This window comes from Winogradskyella damuponensis (assembly GCF_039538385.1).
Lineage (GTDB): Bacteria > Bacteroidota > Bacteroidia > Flavobacteriales > Flavobacteriaceae > Winogradskyella > Winogradskyella damuponensis.
Genome location: NZ_BAABCB010000020.1, coordinates 94,784 through 110,313, shown reverse-complemented (window position 1 = coordinate 110,313; position 15,530 = coordinate 94,784). Strand labels below are relative to the sequence as shown.

16 protein-coding genes are annotated in these 15,530 nt (G+C 30.3%); 15 read left to right on the top strand and 1 reads right to left on the bottom strand.

Going from position 1 to position 15,530, the window contains the following annotated elements; translation table 11 throughout:
- Positions 1 to 18 precede the first annotated feature (18 nt).
- From ABD730_RS12335 to ABD730_RS12280, 12 genes are read left to right on the top strand one after another with little or no spacing between them, the layout of a single operon-like run.
- Positions 19 to 891, top strand: coding sequence for an ABC transporter permease (locus ABD730_RS12335; RefSeq protein ID WP_344714965.1), 873 nt, complete (start codon positions 19 to 21; stop codon positions 889 to 891).
- A complete protein-coding gene (locus ABD730_RS12330; protein ID WP_344714963.1) occupies positions 891 to 2,156 on the top strand; it encodes an ABC transporter ATP-binding protein in 1,266 nt (421 codons plus the stop codon). The genes ABD730_RS12335 and ABD730_RS12330 overlap by 1 nt, the downstream gene beginning before the upstream one ends.
- 11 nt (positions 2,157 to 2,167) lie before the next feature.
- Complete coding sequence (locus ABD730_RS12325) at positions 2,168 to 2,821, top strand: sulfotransferase (protein ID WP_344714961.1); 654 nt, start codon at positions 2,168 to 2,170, stop codon at positions 2,819 to 2,821.
- Positions 2,822 to 3,895, top strand: coding sequence for a DegT/DnrJ/EryC1/StrS family aminotransferase (locus ABD730_RS12320; RefSeq protein WP_344714958.1), 1,074 nt, complete (start codon positions 2,822 to 2,824; stop codon positions 3,893 to 3,895). It abuts the gene before it with no gap.
- Positions 3,892 to 4,530, top strand: a complete 639-nt coding sequence (locus ABD730_RS12315) for an acetyltransferase (protein WP_344714956.1) — start codon at positions 3,892 to 3,894, stop codon at positions 4,528 to 4,530. The genes ABD730_RS12320 and ABD730_RS12315 overlap by 4 nt, the downstream gene beginning before the upstream one ends.
- A gap of 8 nt (positions 4,531 to 4,538) precedes the next feature.
- Complete coding sequence (locus ABD730_RS12310) at positions 4,539 to 5,447, top strand: glycosyltransferase family 2 protein (RefSeq protein ID WP_344714954.1); 909 nt, start codon at positions 4,539 to 4,541, stop codon at positions 5,445 to 5,447.
- Positions 5,448 to 6,374: a putative capsular polysaccharide synthesis family protein gene (locus ABD730_RS12305; RefSeq protein WP_344714952.1), complete on the top strand. Its 927-nt coding sequence runs from the start codon at positions 5,448 to 5,450 to the stop codon at positions 6,372 to 6,374.
- A 39-nt stretch (positions 6,375 to 6,413) separates the two neighbouring features.
- Entirely contained in the window at positions 6,414 to 7,295 is an 882-nt protein-coding gene (locus ABD730_RS12300; RefSeq protein WP_425583550.1) for a glycosyltransferase family 2 protein, read from the top strand.
- 38 nt (positions 7,296 to 7,333) lie between these two features.
- On the top strand, positions 7,334 to 8,299 hold the full coding sequence (locus ABD730_RS12295) for a glycosyltransferase family 2 protein (protein WP_344714949.1): 966 nt from the start codon (positions 7,334 to 7,336) through the stop codon (positions 8,297 to 8,299).
- Positions 8,296 to 9,147 carry a glycosyltransferase family 2 protein gene (locus ABD730_RS12290; protein WP_344714948.1) on the top strand — a complete coding sequence of 284 codons (852 nt, stop codon included), beginning with the start codon at positions 8,296 to 8,298 and terminating at the stop codon, positions 9,145 to 9,147. Before ABD730_RS12295 ends, ABD730_RS12290 begins: the two co-directional genes overlap by 4 nt.
- Positions 9,147 to 9,926 (top strand): glycosyltransferase family 2 protein, encoded by a 780-nt coding sequence (locus ABD730_RS12285; RefSeq protein WP_344714945.1) that lies wholly within the window; start codon positions 9,147 to 9,149, stop codon positions 9,924 to 9,926. The genes ABD730_RS12290 and ABD730_RS12285 overlap by 1 nt, the downstream gene beginning before the upstream one ends.
- A 4-nt stretch (positions 9,927 to 9,930) precedes the next feature.
- Positions 9,931 to 11,088, top strand: coding sequence for a cytidylyltransferase domain-containing protein (locus tag ABD730_RS12280; RefSeq protein ID WP_344714944.1), 1,158 nt, complete (start codon positions 9,931 to 9,933; stop codon positions 11,086 to 11,088).
- 49 nt (positions 11,089 to 11,137) lie between these two features.
- Here the strand turns inward: ABD730_RS12280 and ABD730_RS12275 are convergent, their stop codons facing one another.
- The gene (locus ABD730_RS12275) at positions 11,138 to 12,019 is read right to left on the bottom strand and encodes an N-acetylneuraminate synthase family protein (protein ID WP_425583549.1); all 882 of its coding nucleotides are present in this window, start codon (positions 12,017 to 12,019) and stop codon (positions 11,138 to 11,140) included.
- A gap of 149 nt (positions 12,020 to 12,168) precedes the next feature.
- Here ABD730_RS12275 and ABD730_RS12270 point away from each other — a divergent pair, with 149 nt between their 5' ends.
- From ABD730_RS12270 to ABD730_RS12260, 3 genes are read left to right on the top strand one after another with little or no spacing between them, the layout of a single operon-like run.
- Positions 12,169 to 13,566 carry a UDP-glycosyltransferase gene (locus ABD730_RS12270; RefSeq protein WP_344714942.1) on the top strand — a complete coding sequence of 466 codons (1,398 nt, stop codon included), beginning with the start codon at positions 12,169 to 12,171 and terminating at the stop codon, positions 13,564 to 13,566.
- A complete protein-coding gene (locus ABD730_RS12265; RefSeq protein ID WP_344714940.1) occupies positions 13,559 to 14,740 on the top strand; it encodes a glycosyltransferase family 4 protein in 1,182 nt (393 codons plus the stop codon). Before ABD730_RS12270 ends, ABD730_RS12265 begins: the two co-directional genes overlap by 8 nt.
- Positions 14,718 to 15,530 (top strand): FkbM family methyltransferase, encoded by an 813-nt coding sequence (locus tag ABD730_RS12260; protein WP_344714938.1) that lies wholly within the window; start codon positions 14,718 to 14,720, stop codon positions 15,528 to 15,530. Before ABD730_RS12265 ends, ABD730_RS12260 begins: the two co-directional genes overlap by 23 nt.

Here is a 15,530-nt window from a genome sequence, read left to right as displayed (position 1 = left end):
TAAAAAACAAGTTTATAATTGAAAACTGCAGAAGAGCATTGGTTATATGTCATTTCTTCAAAAAAGAAACTTCTAGATCTTAATTTTAAAGAAATCTGGAATTATAGAGATTTATTATTTTTATTTGTAAAAAGGGATATTATAACATTGTATAAACAAACGGTTCTCGGACCGCTTTGGTACTTAATTCAACCTTTATTTACATCACTAATATTTACTTTAATATTTAATAACCTAGCAGATATTCCTACTGGTGAAGGTGTGCCTAATTTCCTGTTTAATTTAGCAGGTATCACATCTTGGAACTATTTTAAAGACTGTTTGGTTGGTACTAGTGATACCTTTAAAAAGAATGAAAACATTTTTGGAAAAGTATATTTTCCTAGAGTTATAATGCCTATGTCTGTTGTCGTTTCAAATTTATTGAAATTTGGTATTCAGCTTTTGGTTTTTATAGGTTTTTATATCTATTTCCTATATTTTACAGGTAGTACGTTTAATGTTATGCCACAGTTAAGTTTATTGCTTTTACCTCTGTTAATAGGTTTAATGGCGCTTTTAGGATTAGGTTTTGGTATGATAATATCTTCAATGACTACCAAATATAGAGATTTAACTTTTCTAGTTCAATTTGGTGTGCAATTATTAATGTATGGGTCAGCAGTCATGTATCCAATGTCTTATTTTAAGGATAAATTGCCTAATTATTATTGGTTAATAGAATGGAACCCCATTGCTATTATCATTGAGTCATTTAGGTCCATGGTCTTTGGTGTTGGAGAATTAGACATCAATAAATTAATATATACTATAATAACAAGTTTTATAATTTTTCTGATAGGATTAATTATTTTTAATAAAACTGAAAAAAGCTTTATTGATACCATATAATGAGTTCGGAAATAATTTTAAAAGTAGAAAATATAGGTAAACAGTACCGATTGGGACTTGTTGGTACAGGTACAATTAGTCACGACCTTAACCGCTGGTTTAATAAAGTTATAGGTAAAGAAGACCCCTATTTAAAAGTTGGTGAAGCTAATGATAGAAGTTCGAAGGGTGAGTCCGACTATGTTTGGGCAATAAAAGATATCAATTTTGAAGTTAAGCGCGGTGAGGTTCTTGGTATTATTGGAAAAAACGGGGCAGGCAAATCAACCTTACTAAAAATTTTATCTCGTGTCACAGGACCTACAACAGGACAGATTAAAACCAAAGGAAGAATCGCGTCTTTATTAGAAGTAGGTACTGGGTTTCACCCTGAAATGACAGGGAGAGAAAATATTTATTTGAATGGCGCTATCCTTGGAATGACCAAAGCTGAAATCAATTCTAAAATAGATGAAATTATTGATTTTTCAGGCTGTTTAAGATATGTAGATACTCCTGTTAAGCGCTATAGTTCTGGTATGAAAGTGCGGTTGGCATTTGCGGTAGCTGCGCATTTAGAACCGGATATTTTGGTGGTAGATGAGGTTTTGGCCGTTGGAGATGCTGAGTTTCAGAAAAAGGCGATTGGTAAAATGCAGGATATTAGTACAGGCGATGGTAGAACCGTATTATTTGTAAGCCACAATATGGCAGCGGTAAAAAGTTTGTGTACACGAGGTATTGTTTTGGAGAATGGCAATGTTGTATTTACTGGTAAAACAGACGAATGTGTAGATCATTATTTAAAAATAGGCAATGATAAAGGAGCCAATCAAATAAGATATTTTAGTTCTGATGATTTTAAAGGGCTAAAATTTGAATTGTTAGAATTTGGTGTTAAAGCAATAGGCAAATCTTTTGGAGAACCTATTTTAAGAACAGAGTCTATTGAGTTTTCATTAAAATTAAAGAATAGTGGAAAGAAAAAGGTCAAATCGGTTTTACGATTTAAAGATGATCAAGGTTATTTTCTATTTGTTTGTTCGTCGGATTATTTTAATACTGAAACAGGTGATATACAATCTAAAAAAATGATAATTCCTAAAAATTTTTTCAATCAAGGAGTTTTATTTGTTGATGTATTGATAACGGATGGTAAAAAGTCTTTGTTTGTTGCAAAAGATCAGTTAAGTTTTAATGTTATAGATGAAGGGGTTGAACTAGGTGAGTGGATGGGGAAAACTAAAGGTGCCTTAAAACCAAATTTTGAATGGGTTAATTTATAAACGTATCAGAAATGTTTAAGAAAAAGAAAAGTAAAATATTTTGTATTTCATTTCAGAGAACAGGGACAACTTCCGTGGGACAATTCTTTAAAGATTTTGGGTTTAGAGTAGCAAGTTATGATACCAATAGAAGCAATAATTGGTCTGTGAAAAGGTTTTTAGGTGATTATGAGAGTATATTTAATTCTAAAGAATTTAGAAATTATCAAGTTTTTGAAGATAATCCGTGGTGGGAAGTGGATTTCTATAAAGTGCTATATTACCGCTTTCCCGATGCTAAATTTATTTTGTTCACAAGAGACGCAGATAAATGGTTTAATTCTATGATGAGTCACTCTAATGGTAAAACATTAGGTAACACATTTAGGCACTCTAGCATTTACAATAGAAAAGAAGAGTTTTATGAGACTTTTTCTGATAAACATTTTTATGAAGCCATCCGTAAAACAGATAACCTTCTCGATATTAATGAAACTCATAGAACACATTATAAAAATGTATATAATTTAAGAAATAAAGAAATTGTAGATTTTTTTAATGCAATTAGTCCAAATTCTTTATTTACAGCTCAGCTTGAAGATACTGATAAATGGAAAAAGTTAGGTGCTTTTTTTAATATTCAATTACCAGATAATTATCAAGTACATGCAAATAAATCGAAGTAAATGATTAACGTCACCAAAACATTTTTACCACCACAAGAAGAGTACCAAGCAATTTTAAAACGTGCTTGGGATACTGGGTGGATGACTAACAGAGGGGTTTTGGTTAAGGAATTAGAAGCTAAATTACAATCGTTTTTAGGGTTGTCTAATATCATTGCTATGACCAATGGGACTTTACCCTTGCAAATAGCCATAAAAGCATTGGGCTTACAAGGTGAAATTATTACGACACCTTTTAGTTATGTAGCGACGACTAGTAGTATCGTTTGGGAAGGCTGTACACCTGTATTTGTAGATGTAGATAAAGATTATTTTACTATCGATGAAACTAAGATCGAAGCCGCTATAACTCCAGAAACTTCAGCTATATTAGCCACGCATGTCTTTGGGAATCCTTGTCATATAGAAGCTATTGAAGTGATAGCAAAAAAATACAATTTAAAAGTTATTTATGATGCAGCACATTGTTTTGGGGTGACTTATAAGGGGAAATCTGTTTTTAACTTTGGAGATGTTAGTACCTGTAGTTTTCATGCTACAAAGCTATTTCATACTGGCGAAGGAGGTGCTTTGTTTTGTAAGCCAACCTATTTTGAAAACTTATTCTCACATCATAATTTTGGACACGATGGACCAGAGCATTTTAGTAGTTTAGGAATAAATGCTAAAATGAGCGAACCACAGGCAGCAATGGGATTATCGGTGTTTCCGTATATGGATGAGATACTTTCAGAGCGCAAAAAAGTAGTTGACAGCTACAATGAAGCCTTTACTTCAACAAAATTACAGTTACTTAAAATTAGAAGCCATACTGAATGGAACTATAGCTATTATCCTATTATTTTTGAAGATGAAAAGCAATTATTAAAAGTAAAACAGGCCTTAGAAAAACATTCTGTTTTTCCTAGACGTTATTTTTATCCTTCTTTAAATAGATTGCCATATGTTGAGCAGCAACGTATGGAAATTTCTGAATCTATATCATTAAGAATTTTATGTTTACCTCTTTATGCTGGTTTAGGATCAGAGGATTTGAACCAAATTATTAATATTGTAAAAGAACAATTACTATGATAATTATTGGAGCCAAAGGTTTTGCTAAAGAAATTTTACAAATTGTATCTGTAGATATGGATCTGCATGATGACGATATTGTGTTTTTTGATAATGTTAGCACTGATTTACCCTTAAAAATTTATGATAGGTTTAGGTTATTAACATCTTTTGATGCGGTAAAATCTTATTTGTCGAAATCAGAAGATAAATCATTTGTATTAGGGTTGGGACAGCCTAAGCACAGGCAAAGTTTATATCAGAAATTTATGGAATTAGGAGCTGAGCCATTAACAGTTTATTCTAAAAATAGTGAAGTAGGTAGTTTTGACGTAGAGGTAGGGATGGGGACTTCTATTATGTCGGGTGTTATTGTAACCAATAGTATCGAAATTGGAAAAGGTTGTTTGATAAATATAAATGCAACAATTGGACATGACTGTGTAGTAGGGGATTTCGTAGAGATTTCACCAGATGTAAATATCTCAGGGCATTGTATTATTGGCAATGGAACTAGCATTGGAACTAGTGCTGTTGTAATTCCTAATGTTAAAATAGGTAAAAATGTAATTGTAGGTGCAGGGACGGTGGTCATAAAAGATGTACCGGATAATTGTACAGTAGTCGGCGTTCCTGGAAAGATTATTTCAAAATAAAAAAGCAAATGAAAGTTTCAGTTTGCATGATTACTTATGGTCATGAAAATTATATTCAACAAGCTATAGAAAGTGTTTTAAAACAAGATTGTGATTTTGATTTTGAAATTGTATTGTCGAATGATTGTTCGCCAGATTCTACAGATTCTATTATAGTTGATTTTATTAACGAAAATAAATTAGTTGGTAAGATTAAATATTTTAGTCAAAAGGAGAACATTGGAATCACTCCAAATTTTGTTTTTGCGGTACAACAATGTTCTGGAGAATATATTGCCGTTTTAGATGGGGATGATTATTGGACTGATCCTTTAAAATTACAGAAACAGGTAGATTTTTTAGAAGCACATAATGATTTTTCAGGTATTGCAACAAATTCCTTAGTAAAGTATGAAGGCTCAACTAAGGAACATTTATTTAAATCTAAGTTGAAATCTAAATTACAAACAAATGACTTGTTAGAGTCTAGACATTTTCACACTGCAACTTTTATGTTTAGAAAAGCAGTATTTAAAAATGATTTTCCAAAAAAAGTTTTGTCAGCAGATAGAACCTTGTTTTTGTTAGTGTCCTGCTTTGGTTCTATTAAGTTATTAGAAGATGTTACTGCAGTATATAGAAAAAATGAGGGAGGCATTTCGAGACAGGTAACTTCTAAACAAATGAAATTAGATTATGTTATTGCTAAATATATTAAAAACTATAATACAGATTTTAACATTTATAAGCTAAAAAGTTTTATCTCAAAAACTGTGTTAGACTATTCTCACAAAATTTATTTTTTAGATTTTGCTAAGGCTTCCAGTTTGTTGTTATATTCTAATTTTAGAAAAAAAAATAATGTTTATGGTAAAATCAAATCAATAAAACATAGTATGAAACTTGTGGTTAATAATTTTACAAAAATTAGACTATAAATGAAACTTATAAAAAAAGTTAAACGTAAATTACTTAGTTATTTAAGATCATTTTATTATTTTGATAAATATATATATCAAAGAAATTTGTCTAAATCTAGCAAGTTTTCAAACGAGTTGATTCTAATATATACTATGGGCAAAGTAGCATCTACTTCCTTATATGAGTCATTAATAGGAGTATACCCAAACAAAGATGTTTTTCATTTACACAGATTAAATGACTATTACCTTCGAGAGAGAGAGAGAATGATTAAAAGTGAAGTTTACGGTAAGAATGAATACCCTAGACACCTAACAACAGATTTGTTATGGAAACCACAATGGTTAAGCGATATTATAAAAAAAAATAAATTTATAAATTTAAAGTTAATTACAGTCATAAGAGAGCCTGTTAGTAGGAATATATCTTTGTTTTTTCAGTGGATTGATTTTGAAGAAAAGCATGATGTGTATGTCTTTAAGTCAAGAAACAATAATTACCCTTTTGAAATTACTACACCGAAAAATGATCTCTCTAAGCTATATGATTTTTTCTATAATAAATTTGTTATTGATTCTCATTTAGAGTGGTTGAATTCTGAATTAAAAGATGTCTTCGATATGGACGTTCTTCTAAGTACTTTTAATAAAGAAAAAGGGTATTCTATTTTGGAGAAAGGGGACATATCGCTATTAGTGCTTAAAATTGAAAATATTACTGAAACTTTTGACAAGTCTATGGTTGATTTTTTTGGTGAAGAAATAGAACTGATTTCAGCTAATGAAGCAAGCTCTAAATCTATTAATAACGTATATAAAGATTTTAAAACCAATATAAGTTTACCAACAGAATACATTAATAGAATATATAATTCTGATTATGTAAAACATTTTTACACAGAAGTAGAGATAGAACGTTTTAAAAATAAATGGAATAAAAATTAAAGCACATTGACCTATATAATAATAGTAACATATAACGGTATGCATTGGCTAGATCAGTGTTTAAAAAGTTGTGCGGATTATCCTGTAATTATAATTGATAATGCTTCAATCGATAACACGGTTGCTTTTATTGAGCAAAATTACCCAAATGTCATTCTATTTAAACAAAAAGAGAATTTAGGTTTTGGTCAAGCAAATAATTTAGGTATTCGTTATGCCTTAGATAAAGGTGCTGAACATGTGTTTTTATTAAACCAAGATGCCTATTTAGTAGATACGGTTTTAAATGATTTGGTAGCGTTTCAAAAAAAGCAGCCTAAGCATGGAATATTAAGCCCTATTCATATTACTGGTGATCAGATAAAATTAGATAAGAATTTCTCTATTTTTATGCGTAAAGAGTGTTCGGGTCAGTTTTATTCTGATTTTGTATTAGGCAATACATTGAAAGCGGTTTATGAGGTCCCTTTTATAAATGCTGCGGCTTGGTTAATTTCTAAAGCATGTTTGGAAACTGTTGGTGGGTTTGATCCGCTATTTTTTCATTATGCTGAAGATGATAATTATTGCCAGCGTGTTTTATATCACGGATTCAAAATTGGCGTTTTGCCTCAATCGTATGTCATTCATGATAGAGCCGAGCGGAAACCTATTCAACCTAAAAAATATACTGAGGCTTATTTCGCTTTAGCGATTAGAAAGTTTAAAGTCCGTTTTGCCGATGTTAATAACAAAGAAGCACTACGCCAATTAAGATTAAAACTTAAATATGCAAAAAAACAATATTTAAAAGCAGCTTTTCTATTAAGTTTTTACAATTATAAAGGATTAAAAAAAGAATATAAAACTCTTAAAAAATTAGAAAAAGCAGTTCGCCAGAGTTATGCTGTGAATAAGACAAAAGGATCTCATTATATTTAAGTAATTAATAATACTTATATTAAAAAATAACGTTAGAAATGACCAAGCAACCATTGGTGTCTATTATCATCCCAACATTTAATCGGGCACATCTTATTAGTGAAACCCTCGATTCAGTTTTGAACCAGACTTATCCGAACTGGGAGTGTATTGTGGTAGATGATGGTAGTGTTGATGATACGGCTGAGATCATGGAAAGCTATTGCAAAAAGGATGCTCGATTTCAATACCACCACAGATCTAATAGTCATTTACCGGGAGGAAACGGAGCTCGTAATTATGGGTTTGAGGTTAGTAAAGGAGATTTTATCCAGTGGTTTGATAGTGATGACCTGTTGTTAGAAGAAGCTATTGAAATGAAAATTTTGGCAGTTTATTCTAAACCGAAACCCTTTGATTATGCTTTATGTGGATTCGAAACTTTTGGAGGCGAGGAGTATTATCGTAGGGCTTATAATTTAGATAAATTAGAAAAAATAACGCAGAATTTTTTAGAGTTTGCTATAGTGTTAAATACTCCAAGTATACTATATTCTCGAAAAATAGTAAATAACATAAGGTTTAAAGAAGATTTATCAAGGGCTCAGGATCTAGATTTTAATTTCCGAGTTTTAAAGCAAAATAGATTAAAGGGAATTAATATTCAAAAAGTATTAATTAAAACAAGAATGCATCAGCAATCTATAAGCCATAAGTTTAATGAAAATAATATTAATGATGTGGTTTCAGAATTATCTGTTTGGAAAGAAATCTATAACTATTTATTAGAAGAGAGTGATGAAAAAAATAGTAATATTGCACTTGAAAAATGTATAAAAAATATAAAAAAGATACTATTAAAAAAGCATTTGAGTTTATTTTTAAAAGAGCTAAATTCTTTAAAATCAGTTAACGCTTTGCTTAGGTTAAAGTTAAATGCTATAGGTTTTACATATTATTTTTTTAACAAAGGAGATGCGCGGTATAATAAAGAAATAAATATGTTTTTTAATAACACTGTATGAAAGAATCAAAAGTATCCATTATTGTACCTTGTTATAAACAAGCTCATTTTCTAGATGAAACCTTAGAGTCCGTTTTGATGCAAACCTATTCAAATTGGGAGTGTATTATAGTTAATGACGGTAGCCCTGATCATACAGAAGACGTCGCACACACATGGTTAAAGCGAGATTCAAGATTTAGTTATATTAAAAAAGAAAATGGTGGTTTACCAAGTGCTAGAAATGCAGGAATTAAAGCAAGCACAGGGGAGTATATCTTACCTTTAGATTCAGATGATTTAATTGATAAATTATATTTAGAACTTGTTTTAAGAGAATTTAAAGATGATAAACTTGGCATCGTATCTTGTGCTAGTAAACATTTTAAAGAATCCTCAAAACAGATCATTAAGATTTCTAAACCTAAAGGAAATAGCTTAAAAGATATTTTATTTGAGAATAAGTTAATAGCTACGTCTCTTTTTAGAAAAAAATGTTGGGTCTCGGTTGATGGTTATGATGAAAGTATGAAATATGGGTTTGAAGATTGGGAATTTTGGATTTCAATTTTAAAAAAGGGTTGGGAATTTAAGATTATTGAAGAGCCTTTGTTTTTTTATAGAAAAAAAGATAATTCTATGTTAATTGAAACGAATAGGTTATATAAGGAAAAAATTATGAAATATATCTTTATCAAGCACCAAGACGTGTACAAGAATAATTTTAAACTTTTAATTGAAGCTCTTTTAGAAGATTTAAAAGAACAAAGAGTAAAAAATCAAGAAATAAAAGCGTCCTTAGAGTATAGGCTGGGGAGAAAACTAATAACAAAATTAAAGAAATTAGGCTTGTTTCAAAATTATAAATAATGATTTCGGTAGTTATAAGAAATAAAAATCAAAAAGAAGCTCTTACTTTTTTATTAAAGAATCTTACAGAAAGATACGCTGAAGATATTTCAGAAATTTTAGTAATAGATAATGAATCTACAGATGGTAGCATTGAAACAGCAGAATTGTTTGGAGCTAGGGTTGTTACGGTTAAAAAGTTTAGTTACGGTGGAAGTGCAAATATAGCAGCAAAGGCAGCGACCTTTCCTGTTGTTGTTATTTTTAGTGCACATTCTTACCCAATTAGCCATGATTTTTTTAAATTGATATTAGAAAAATTTCACAAAAATCCTAAGTTAGCTGGGTTAAGATGTTTGCATAGTCCTAACGATTACAGAAATTATATTAATAATATTTCAGCGACTGAGGATGCGAACAGGTCAGGATTGATTTTTTCAGGGTCTGCCTTTAATAAAAAGGTTTGGGAGAAACACCCATTTAGAGAAGACGTATCAACGTTTGAAGATAAGGAGTGGAGTAAACGCGTTTTAGACGTTGGATACCATATTGAGTTTGTTAATGCTATTTTTAGCTATGAAATAAAGAGAACTAGAAAGCAAAAATTTTTTAGGTTTAAGAATGATATTGTCGGGAATTATCAATTATGGCATACAGATTTTAATTTTTTAGATGTCGTTAAGCAATTTTTTGCAGATGTTTACGGAAGCTTTAAAAGGTTATTTCTAGATATATATTATAGTTTTAAACGGTTAGTATTCCGTATTAAATTTTTACTAAATAAACCATCAAAATTTTAAATATATGAAAGCAATAGGCTTTATACCTATAAGAAAGGGATCTAAAGGAATCTTGAACAAGAATAAAAAGAAAATGGTTGGAAGACCATTGTTTTGTTGGGTATTAAAAGAAGCCATTTTTTCAAAGCTAGATGAAGTTTATGTATTTACTGATGACACGTCAGTTGTAAGTTTTATTGAAAAAGAATATCATTGGACAGATAAAGTGCATGTAATTTTAAGAGGAAGTAAAAATGCCGATGATTCAGCGTCTACAGAATCTGCAATGATAGAGTTCTCTAAACTAATAGATTATAAGTTCGATATATTATGTTTGCTACAAGCAACTTCGCCTTTAACAGTATCTAAAGATATAAATAATTGCATTGATAAAATTGAAAACGAATTATATGATGCGGCATTAACCGTAGTTAATTCTCACAGGTTTATATGGAATTCTCACGGTGAACCTATTAATTATAACCTTTTTAAAAGACCGAGAAGACAAGATTTTGAAGGCTTATTAATTGAAAATGGTGCTGTATATTGTACAACCAAAAAAGCGTTTATAGAAAGTAATAATAGAATTAGTGGTAATATAGGAACCGTTGAAATGAGTGAGGAGTCACTTACGGAAATCGACTCATTAAAAGACTGGGTTATTGTAGAACAATTATTAATACAAAGATTAAAAGAGAAACGAGCACCAAAACCGATTACTCATTTTGTTTTAGACGTTGATGGTGTATTCACAAAAGGCACAATTAGTTATACTGCTGAAGGTGAACATACCAAAACATTTGATATGCGAGATGGTATGGGACTTGAGATTTTAAGACAAGAGTCAGTAAAAGTTATGGTGATGACATCGGAAAACTCGCCATTAGTTGCAGCCAGAATGAAAAAACTAAATATTGAAGATGTTTTTTTAGGAGTAAAAGATAAATACGCTTTTTTGGCTGACTTAAGAGAAAAAAGAAATTTGAATTTAGAGGAAATAGCTTATATAGGTGATGATGTTAACGACCTAGCAAATCTATGTAGTGTTGGTTGGTCATTTGTGCCAGGAAACGGAACAGAACATGTGAAACCGTTTGCCGATGTATTATTAAAATCTAATTCTGGAGAAGGAGCAATTAGGGAGGCTTGTGAATGGATTAGTAACTATAATAAACGTTTTTAACTTATGTTAAAACAGGAAAAGCAAATTATGCTTTTCCTGTTTTTGAGACTTATTTTGTTCTATATTTTAGTTTGTCTCGTTGTACTTGTTCAATTTCAAGAATGTCTTTTTGTTTAAAACTAAGTGCTTGGTTTACGGCTTTTAGGTCTCTAGATAGTTTGCGTAATCCCATTGGTTCTAATGAAGCGGCATGATCGGTTCCTTTCCAAGTTCTGTCTATGGTATAGTGACGCTCAATAATATTTGCCCCTAATGTGTATGCGGCTATGTCTACAGCAATACCTAAATGATGTCCAGAAAATCCAATATGTTTTACAATGTCACTATATTTATTTATTAATAATGTAATATCTAATAGACAAACATCAGCAAAAGGTACAGGGTAGCCCGAAGTACAATTGTAGACAACAAGATCTTGGTTTCTTTTTCTTTCAACAAAGAAATTGATTAAAGTTTCAATTTCATCTTTCGAAGTCATTCCTGTAGAAATATGGATTTCCCCAAAATAGTTTTTGCATAACCATTCTAGCATTTCAAAATGGTTGTTACAAGCGGAAGGAATTTTAATAAAATCAGGGTTTAAAGAAGCTATTTCTTTAGCTGAAGTTGTATCCCAAACAGATGTTGAGTATACAATACCTATTTCCTCACAATAGGCTTTTAAAGTTCGGTGTTGTTCAATATCAAACTCTAAAAATTCTCTATGAGAGCCATATGTATCTCCGTAAGAGTTCACAGGATTAGGGTGTGGTGCCTTGTATTGATCTTCTGTTAATAATTCTTTATTATTCCTTTTTTGGAACTTTACAGCATCGGCATTACAGAAAATTTTAGCGACTTTTACAAGTTCCTTAGCGATTTCTATATCTCCTTTATGATTACATCCAATTTCTGCAATAACAAAAGGTTTTTTATAATTTATAATTTTCATAAGTATTAGTCAAAAAATGATCAAAGACAAATATATATAATTAAAGTTACTGGAATAATTCATTGTTTAATTTTAATTCAAATAAAGCATAATAAAGTTTCACTAACAATTTAAAATATTATTTTTGAAGGAATAATTTATAATTAAAAATGAATAAAAAAGTATTCGTGCTCTTTCCAGATGGCGTAGGACTTAGGAATTTTGCATTAACAAATTTTAAACAAGAGGGTGAAAAGCAAGGGGTTGATGTATGGTACTGGAATATTACAGATTTTTCTATTACAGATTCATTAAATTTTCAAGAATTAAAAATTGAAGACAAAACCACTCATATCCTAACGCAATTATACAGTCGTGTTAGAAAAAGAAAAGAACTTAATTATTGGACCAAAAAATTTAATGATGAGGTTTATCAAACTTATAAATTTCCTTTGTTATATAATAGTTTAAGAAACATTGTAAAAAGTTCATTTATGAGCGCCTATATAGGATTAGGTTCATCAGAGAAAGATATTATAAAATTAAGAGAAAAAATAAAAAAAACAGAAAAGGGAACATCCAAATTTGCTTATTGTAAGAATCAATTACAGAAACATAAGCCAGAAATGGTTTTATGTACAAGTCAGAGATCAACACAAGCAATTGCTCCCTTGTTAGCGGCAAAAGAATTAGGAATTCCTACAGCAACTTTTATATACTCATGGGATAATGTGCCTAAAGCTATGTTGGTAGTAGAAACCGATTATTACTACGTATGGAGTGAACACATGAAAAAGGAATTACTTTATTATTATTCTTTTATATCAGAGGATCAAGTGAAAGTAACAGGTACTCCACAATTCGAACCTCATTATGATGCTTCTTTAGTGATGTCTAAAGCAAATTTTTTTAAGAAATACAATTTAGATTTAGAAAAAAAATATATCTGCTTTTCTGGAGATGACGAGACCACTTCACCTCTAGATCAATACTATTTAGAAGATTTAGCCAAAGCAGTTAGAGCATTAAATAAAGAAAACTATAATTTAGGAATAATATATAGAAAATGCCCTGTAGATTTTACGGATAGATATAATCCCATATTAGAAAATTATAAAGATGTCATTATTCCACTAGCACCAATATGGAAGCCAATCGGTAAAAATTGGGATCAAATTGTTCCGTCTAAAGACGATTTTCAAATGCTCGTTAATGTTTGTGTCCATACAGAAATGGTTACAAATGTATGTTCATCCACTGTGTTTGATTTCGTTATACACGATAAACCTTGTATTTACTATAACTACGAGCAACCACAATTAAAAAAAGGGATTAGAGATATAGGACAAAACTACAAATATGTGCATTTTAGGTCTATGCCTAGCGAAGATGCTGTAGTTTGGGCTAAAAGTAAAACGGAATTGAAAAGTAAAGTTCAATTACTATTAGATAAAAATGTTAATCCAGTACCATTAACAAAGCAATGGTTTTCAAGAATTGTAGGTGAGACACCAAGCAAATCTTCAGAAACAATTTGGAAAACTATAAGTGAATTGATAAATGCCTGAAAAAAAATTAAAAATAGCCTTTTTAACTCCAGAATATCCACATTCTAAGGTCAAATATGCTGCAGGTTTAGGAACTAGTGTTGGTAACTTAACAAAGGCCTTGGGAAAGCAGGGGCATAGCATTTATGTGTTTATTTATGGTCAAAATAAAGATGATTATTTTATTGAAAATGGCATTCACTTTTATTTAATAGGAGACAAAACTTATGGATTTGCGAAATGGTTTCGATACAGAAAACATATTCAACATTCTATTCAAAAGGTAATTTCTGAAGAAAATATCGATGTTTTAGAAGTTGCAGATTGGACAGGTATAAGTGCATTGATGAGGTTTTCTATACCTGTTGTAATGAGGTTTCATGGCAGTGATCGCTATTTTTGTTATTTAGAGAATAGAAAGCAGAAGTTGAAAAATATACTGTTTGAACTATTAGCTGTAAGAGGAGCAGTAGCCTTTATTGCACCTACGGCTTTTGCAGGACAATTATCTAAAAAACTATTTAAAATCTCAGATAAAAAAGCTATAGAAACTATTCATTATGGTTTACAGCTAGAAAATTTTATAAATGATAAACCAACCATATTTGAAACAAATACTGTTCTATATATTGGTACATTAGTTAGAAAAAAAGGGGTATTAGAATTACCCGAGATTTTTAAAAAGGTGAAACAAAAAGTCCCTACAGCTAAATTAGTTTTAATAGGAAGTGACGCACCCGATATTGTAACGGGGAGTTCATCAACTTGGGAATTAATGAAAGAGCGTTTTAATGATATTAATTTAAGAGATGTCCAATACTTAGGGAAAGTACCATATAACGAAGTTCAAAATTCTATAAAGAACGCTCATGTATGTGTGTTTCCAACGTTTGCAGAAACTTTAGGCATGGTTACCATTGAGTCTATGTCATTACAAAAACCTGTGGTAAATAGTAACATTGGTTGGGCTCAAGAATTAATGGAGGATGGAAAAAGTGGTTTTTTAATTCACCCTAAAGCACATGAATTATATGCTAGCAAAATTGTCTCATTATTAGAAAATGAAGATTTATGCTTAAATATGGGGAAAGCAGCTAAACAGTTTGTCGAAGAACGTTTTGATATAGACAAACAAGCCAAAAAAAATATTGAGTTTTATAAAGCAAGATTAAATGAAACTAAAAAAAAGAATTAAAAAAAGTCTGTCTAAATTATTTCCAAATAGTTTGGTGAAGGAAAGATTGAAGCTTTTATATTATAATTTAATTACTCGTAACGTAGGTTTCGGTCTAAAGAAGAGTGATTCTAATAGTGTTATTTATAAAACTAGATATGATAGTTTAAACATTTTTACCAAACAACCTTTATATAATACAGTAGCCGATTTTGATAATTACCAATTTTTTCATAAAGTAAAAGAAGGTGACATTGTGTTAGATGCTGGTGCTAATGTAGGATTTCTTTCACTATTGTTTGTAAATAAAATTGGAAAAAAGGGACATGTATATGCTTTTGAGCCTGATAAGATTAACATTGGCATGATGCAAGATAATTTTGAGTTAAATAAATTTGATGGTCATTATACTATTTGTGAAGAATTATTATGGAATGAAGAAACTTATGTTGATTTTAGTGAATCTGGTAACGTGGCATCATCTGCTATCTGGTTTTCAGATGATTCAAAAATTGTAAAAAAGAAAGCAATTACAATTGATTCTTGGATGAATAGCGCAGAAATTAAAAAATTAGATTTTATAAAAATGGATATTGAAGGAGCGGAAATACAAGCCATGGAGGGTTGTGTTGAAACGTTATTAAAATATAAACCTAATTTAGCAATAGCATCATACCATTTTGTCAATGGAGAAGCAACTTACCTTTGGTTAGAGTCCTTTTTTGATAAATTAGGATATCCTTATGTGACTAAAAAATTTGATGGCTACGAAATAATTACTTTTGCAGGCCCGAGTGTAGCTAAAGATTAA

What these genes read in the sequence shown, in the direction of transcription:
- ABD730_RS12280 (WP_344714944.1), top strand. Translation starts at nt 9,931, where the DNA reads ATGAAAGCAATAGGCTTTATACCTATAAGAAAGGGATCTAAAGGAATC.
- ABD730_RS12270 (WP_344714942.1), top strand. Translation starts at nt 12,169, where the DNA reads ATGAATAAAAAAGTATTCGTGCTCTTTCCAGATGGCGTAGGACTTAGG.
- ABD730_RS12315 (WP_344714956.1), top strand. Translation starts at nt 3,892, where the DNA reads ATGATAATTATTGGAGCCAAAGGTTTTGCTAAAGAAATTTTACAAATT.
- ABD730_RS12325 (WP_344714961.1), top strand. Translation starts at nt 2,168, where the DNA reads ATGTTTAAGAAAAAGAAAAGTAAAATATTTTGTATTTCATTTCAGAGA.
- ABD730_RS12330 (WP_344714963.1), top strand. Translation starts at nt 891, where the DNA reads ATGAGTTCGGAAATAATTTTAAAAGTAGAAAATATAGGTAAACAGTAC.
- ABD730_RS12285 (WP_344714945.1), top strand. Translation starts at nt 9,147, where the DNA reads ATGATTTCGGTAGTTATAAGAAATAAAAATCAAAAAGAAGCTCTTACT.
- ABD730_RS12310 (WP_344714954.1), top strand. Translation starts at nt 4,539, where the DNA reads ATGAAAGTTTCAGTTTGCATGATTACTTATGGTCATGAAAATTATATT.
- ABD730_RS12305 (WP_344714952.1), top strand. Translation starts at nt 5,448, where the DNA reads ATGAAACTTATAAAAAAAGTTAAACGTAAATTACTTAGTTATTTAAGA.
- ABD730_RS12275 (WP_425583549.1), bottom strand. Translation starts at nt 12,019, where the DNA reads ATGAAAATTATAAATTATAAAAAACCTTTTGTTATTGCAGAAATTGGA.
- ABD730_RS12295 (WP_344714949.1), top strand. Translation starts at nt 7,334, where the DNA reads ATGACCAAGCAACCATTGGTGTCTATTATCATCCCAACATTTAATCGG.
- ABD730_RS12300 (WP_425583550.1), top strand. Translation starts at nt 6,414, where the DNA reads ATGCATTGGCTAGATCAGTGTTTAAAAAGTTGTGCGGATTATCCTGTA.
- ABD730_RS12290 (WP_344714948.1), top strand. Translation starts at nt 8,296, where the DNA reads ATGAAAGAATCAAAAGTATCCATTATTGTACCTTGTTATAAACAAGCT.
- ABD730_RS12260 (WP_344714938.1), top strand. Translation starts at nt 14,718, where the DNA reads ATGAAACTAAAAAAAAGAATTAAAAAAAGTCTGTCTAAATTATTTCCA.
- ABD730_RS12265 (WP_344714940.1), top strand. Translation starts at nt 13,559, where the DNA reads ATGCCTGAAAAAAAATTAAAAATAGCCTTTTTAACTCCAGAATATCCA.
- ABD730_RS12320 (WP_344714958.1), top strand. Translation starts at nt 2,822, where the DNA reads ATGATTAACGTCACCAAAACATTTTTACCACCACAAGAAGAGTACCAA.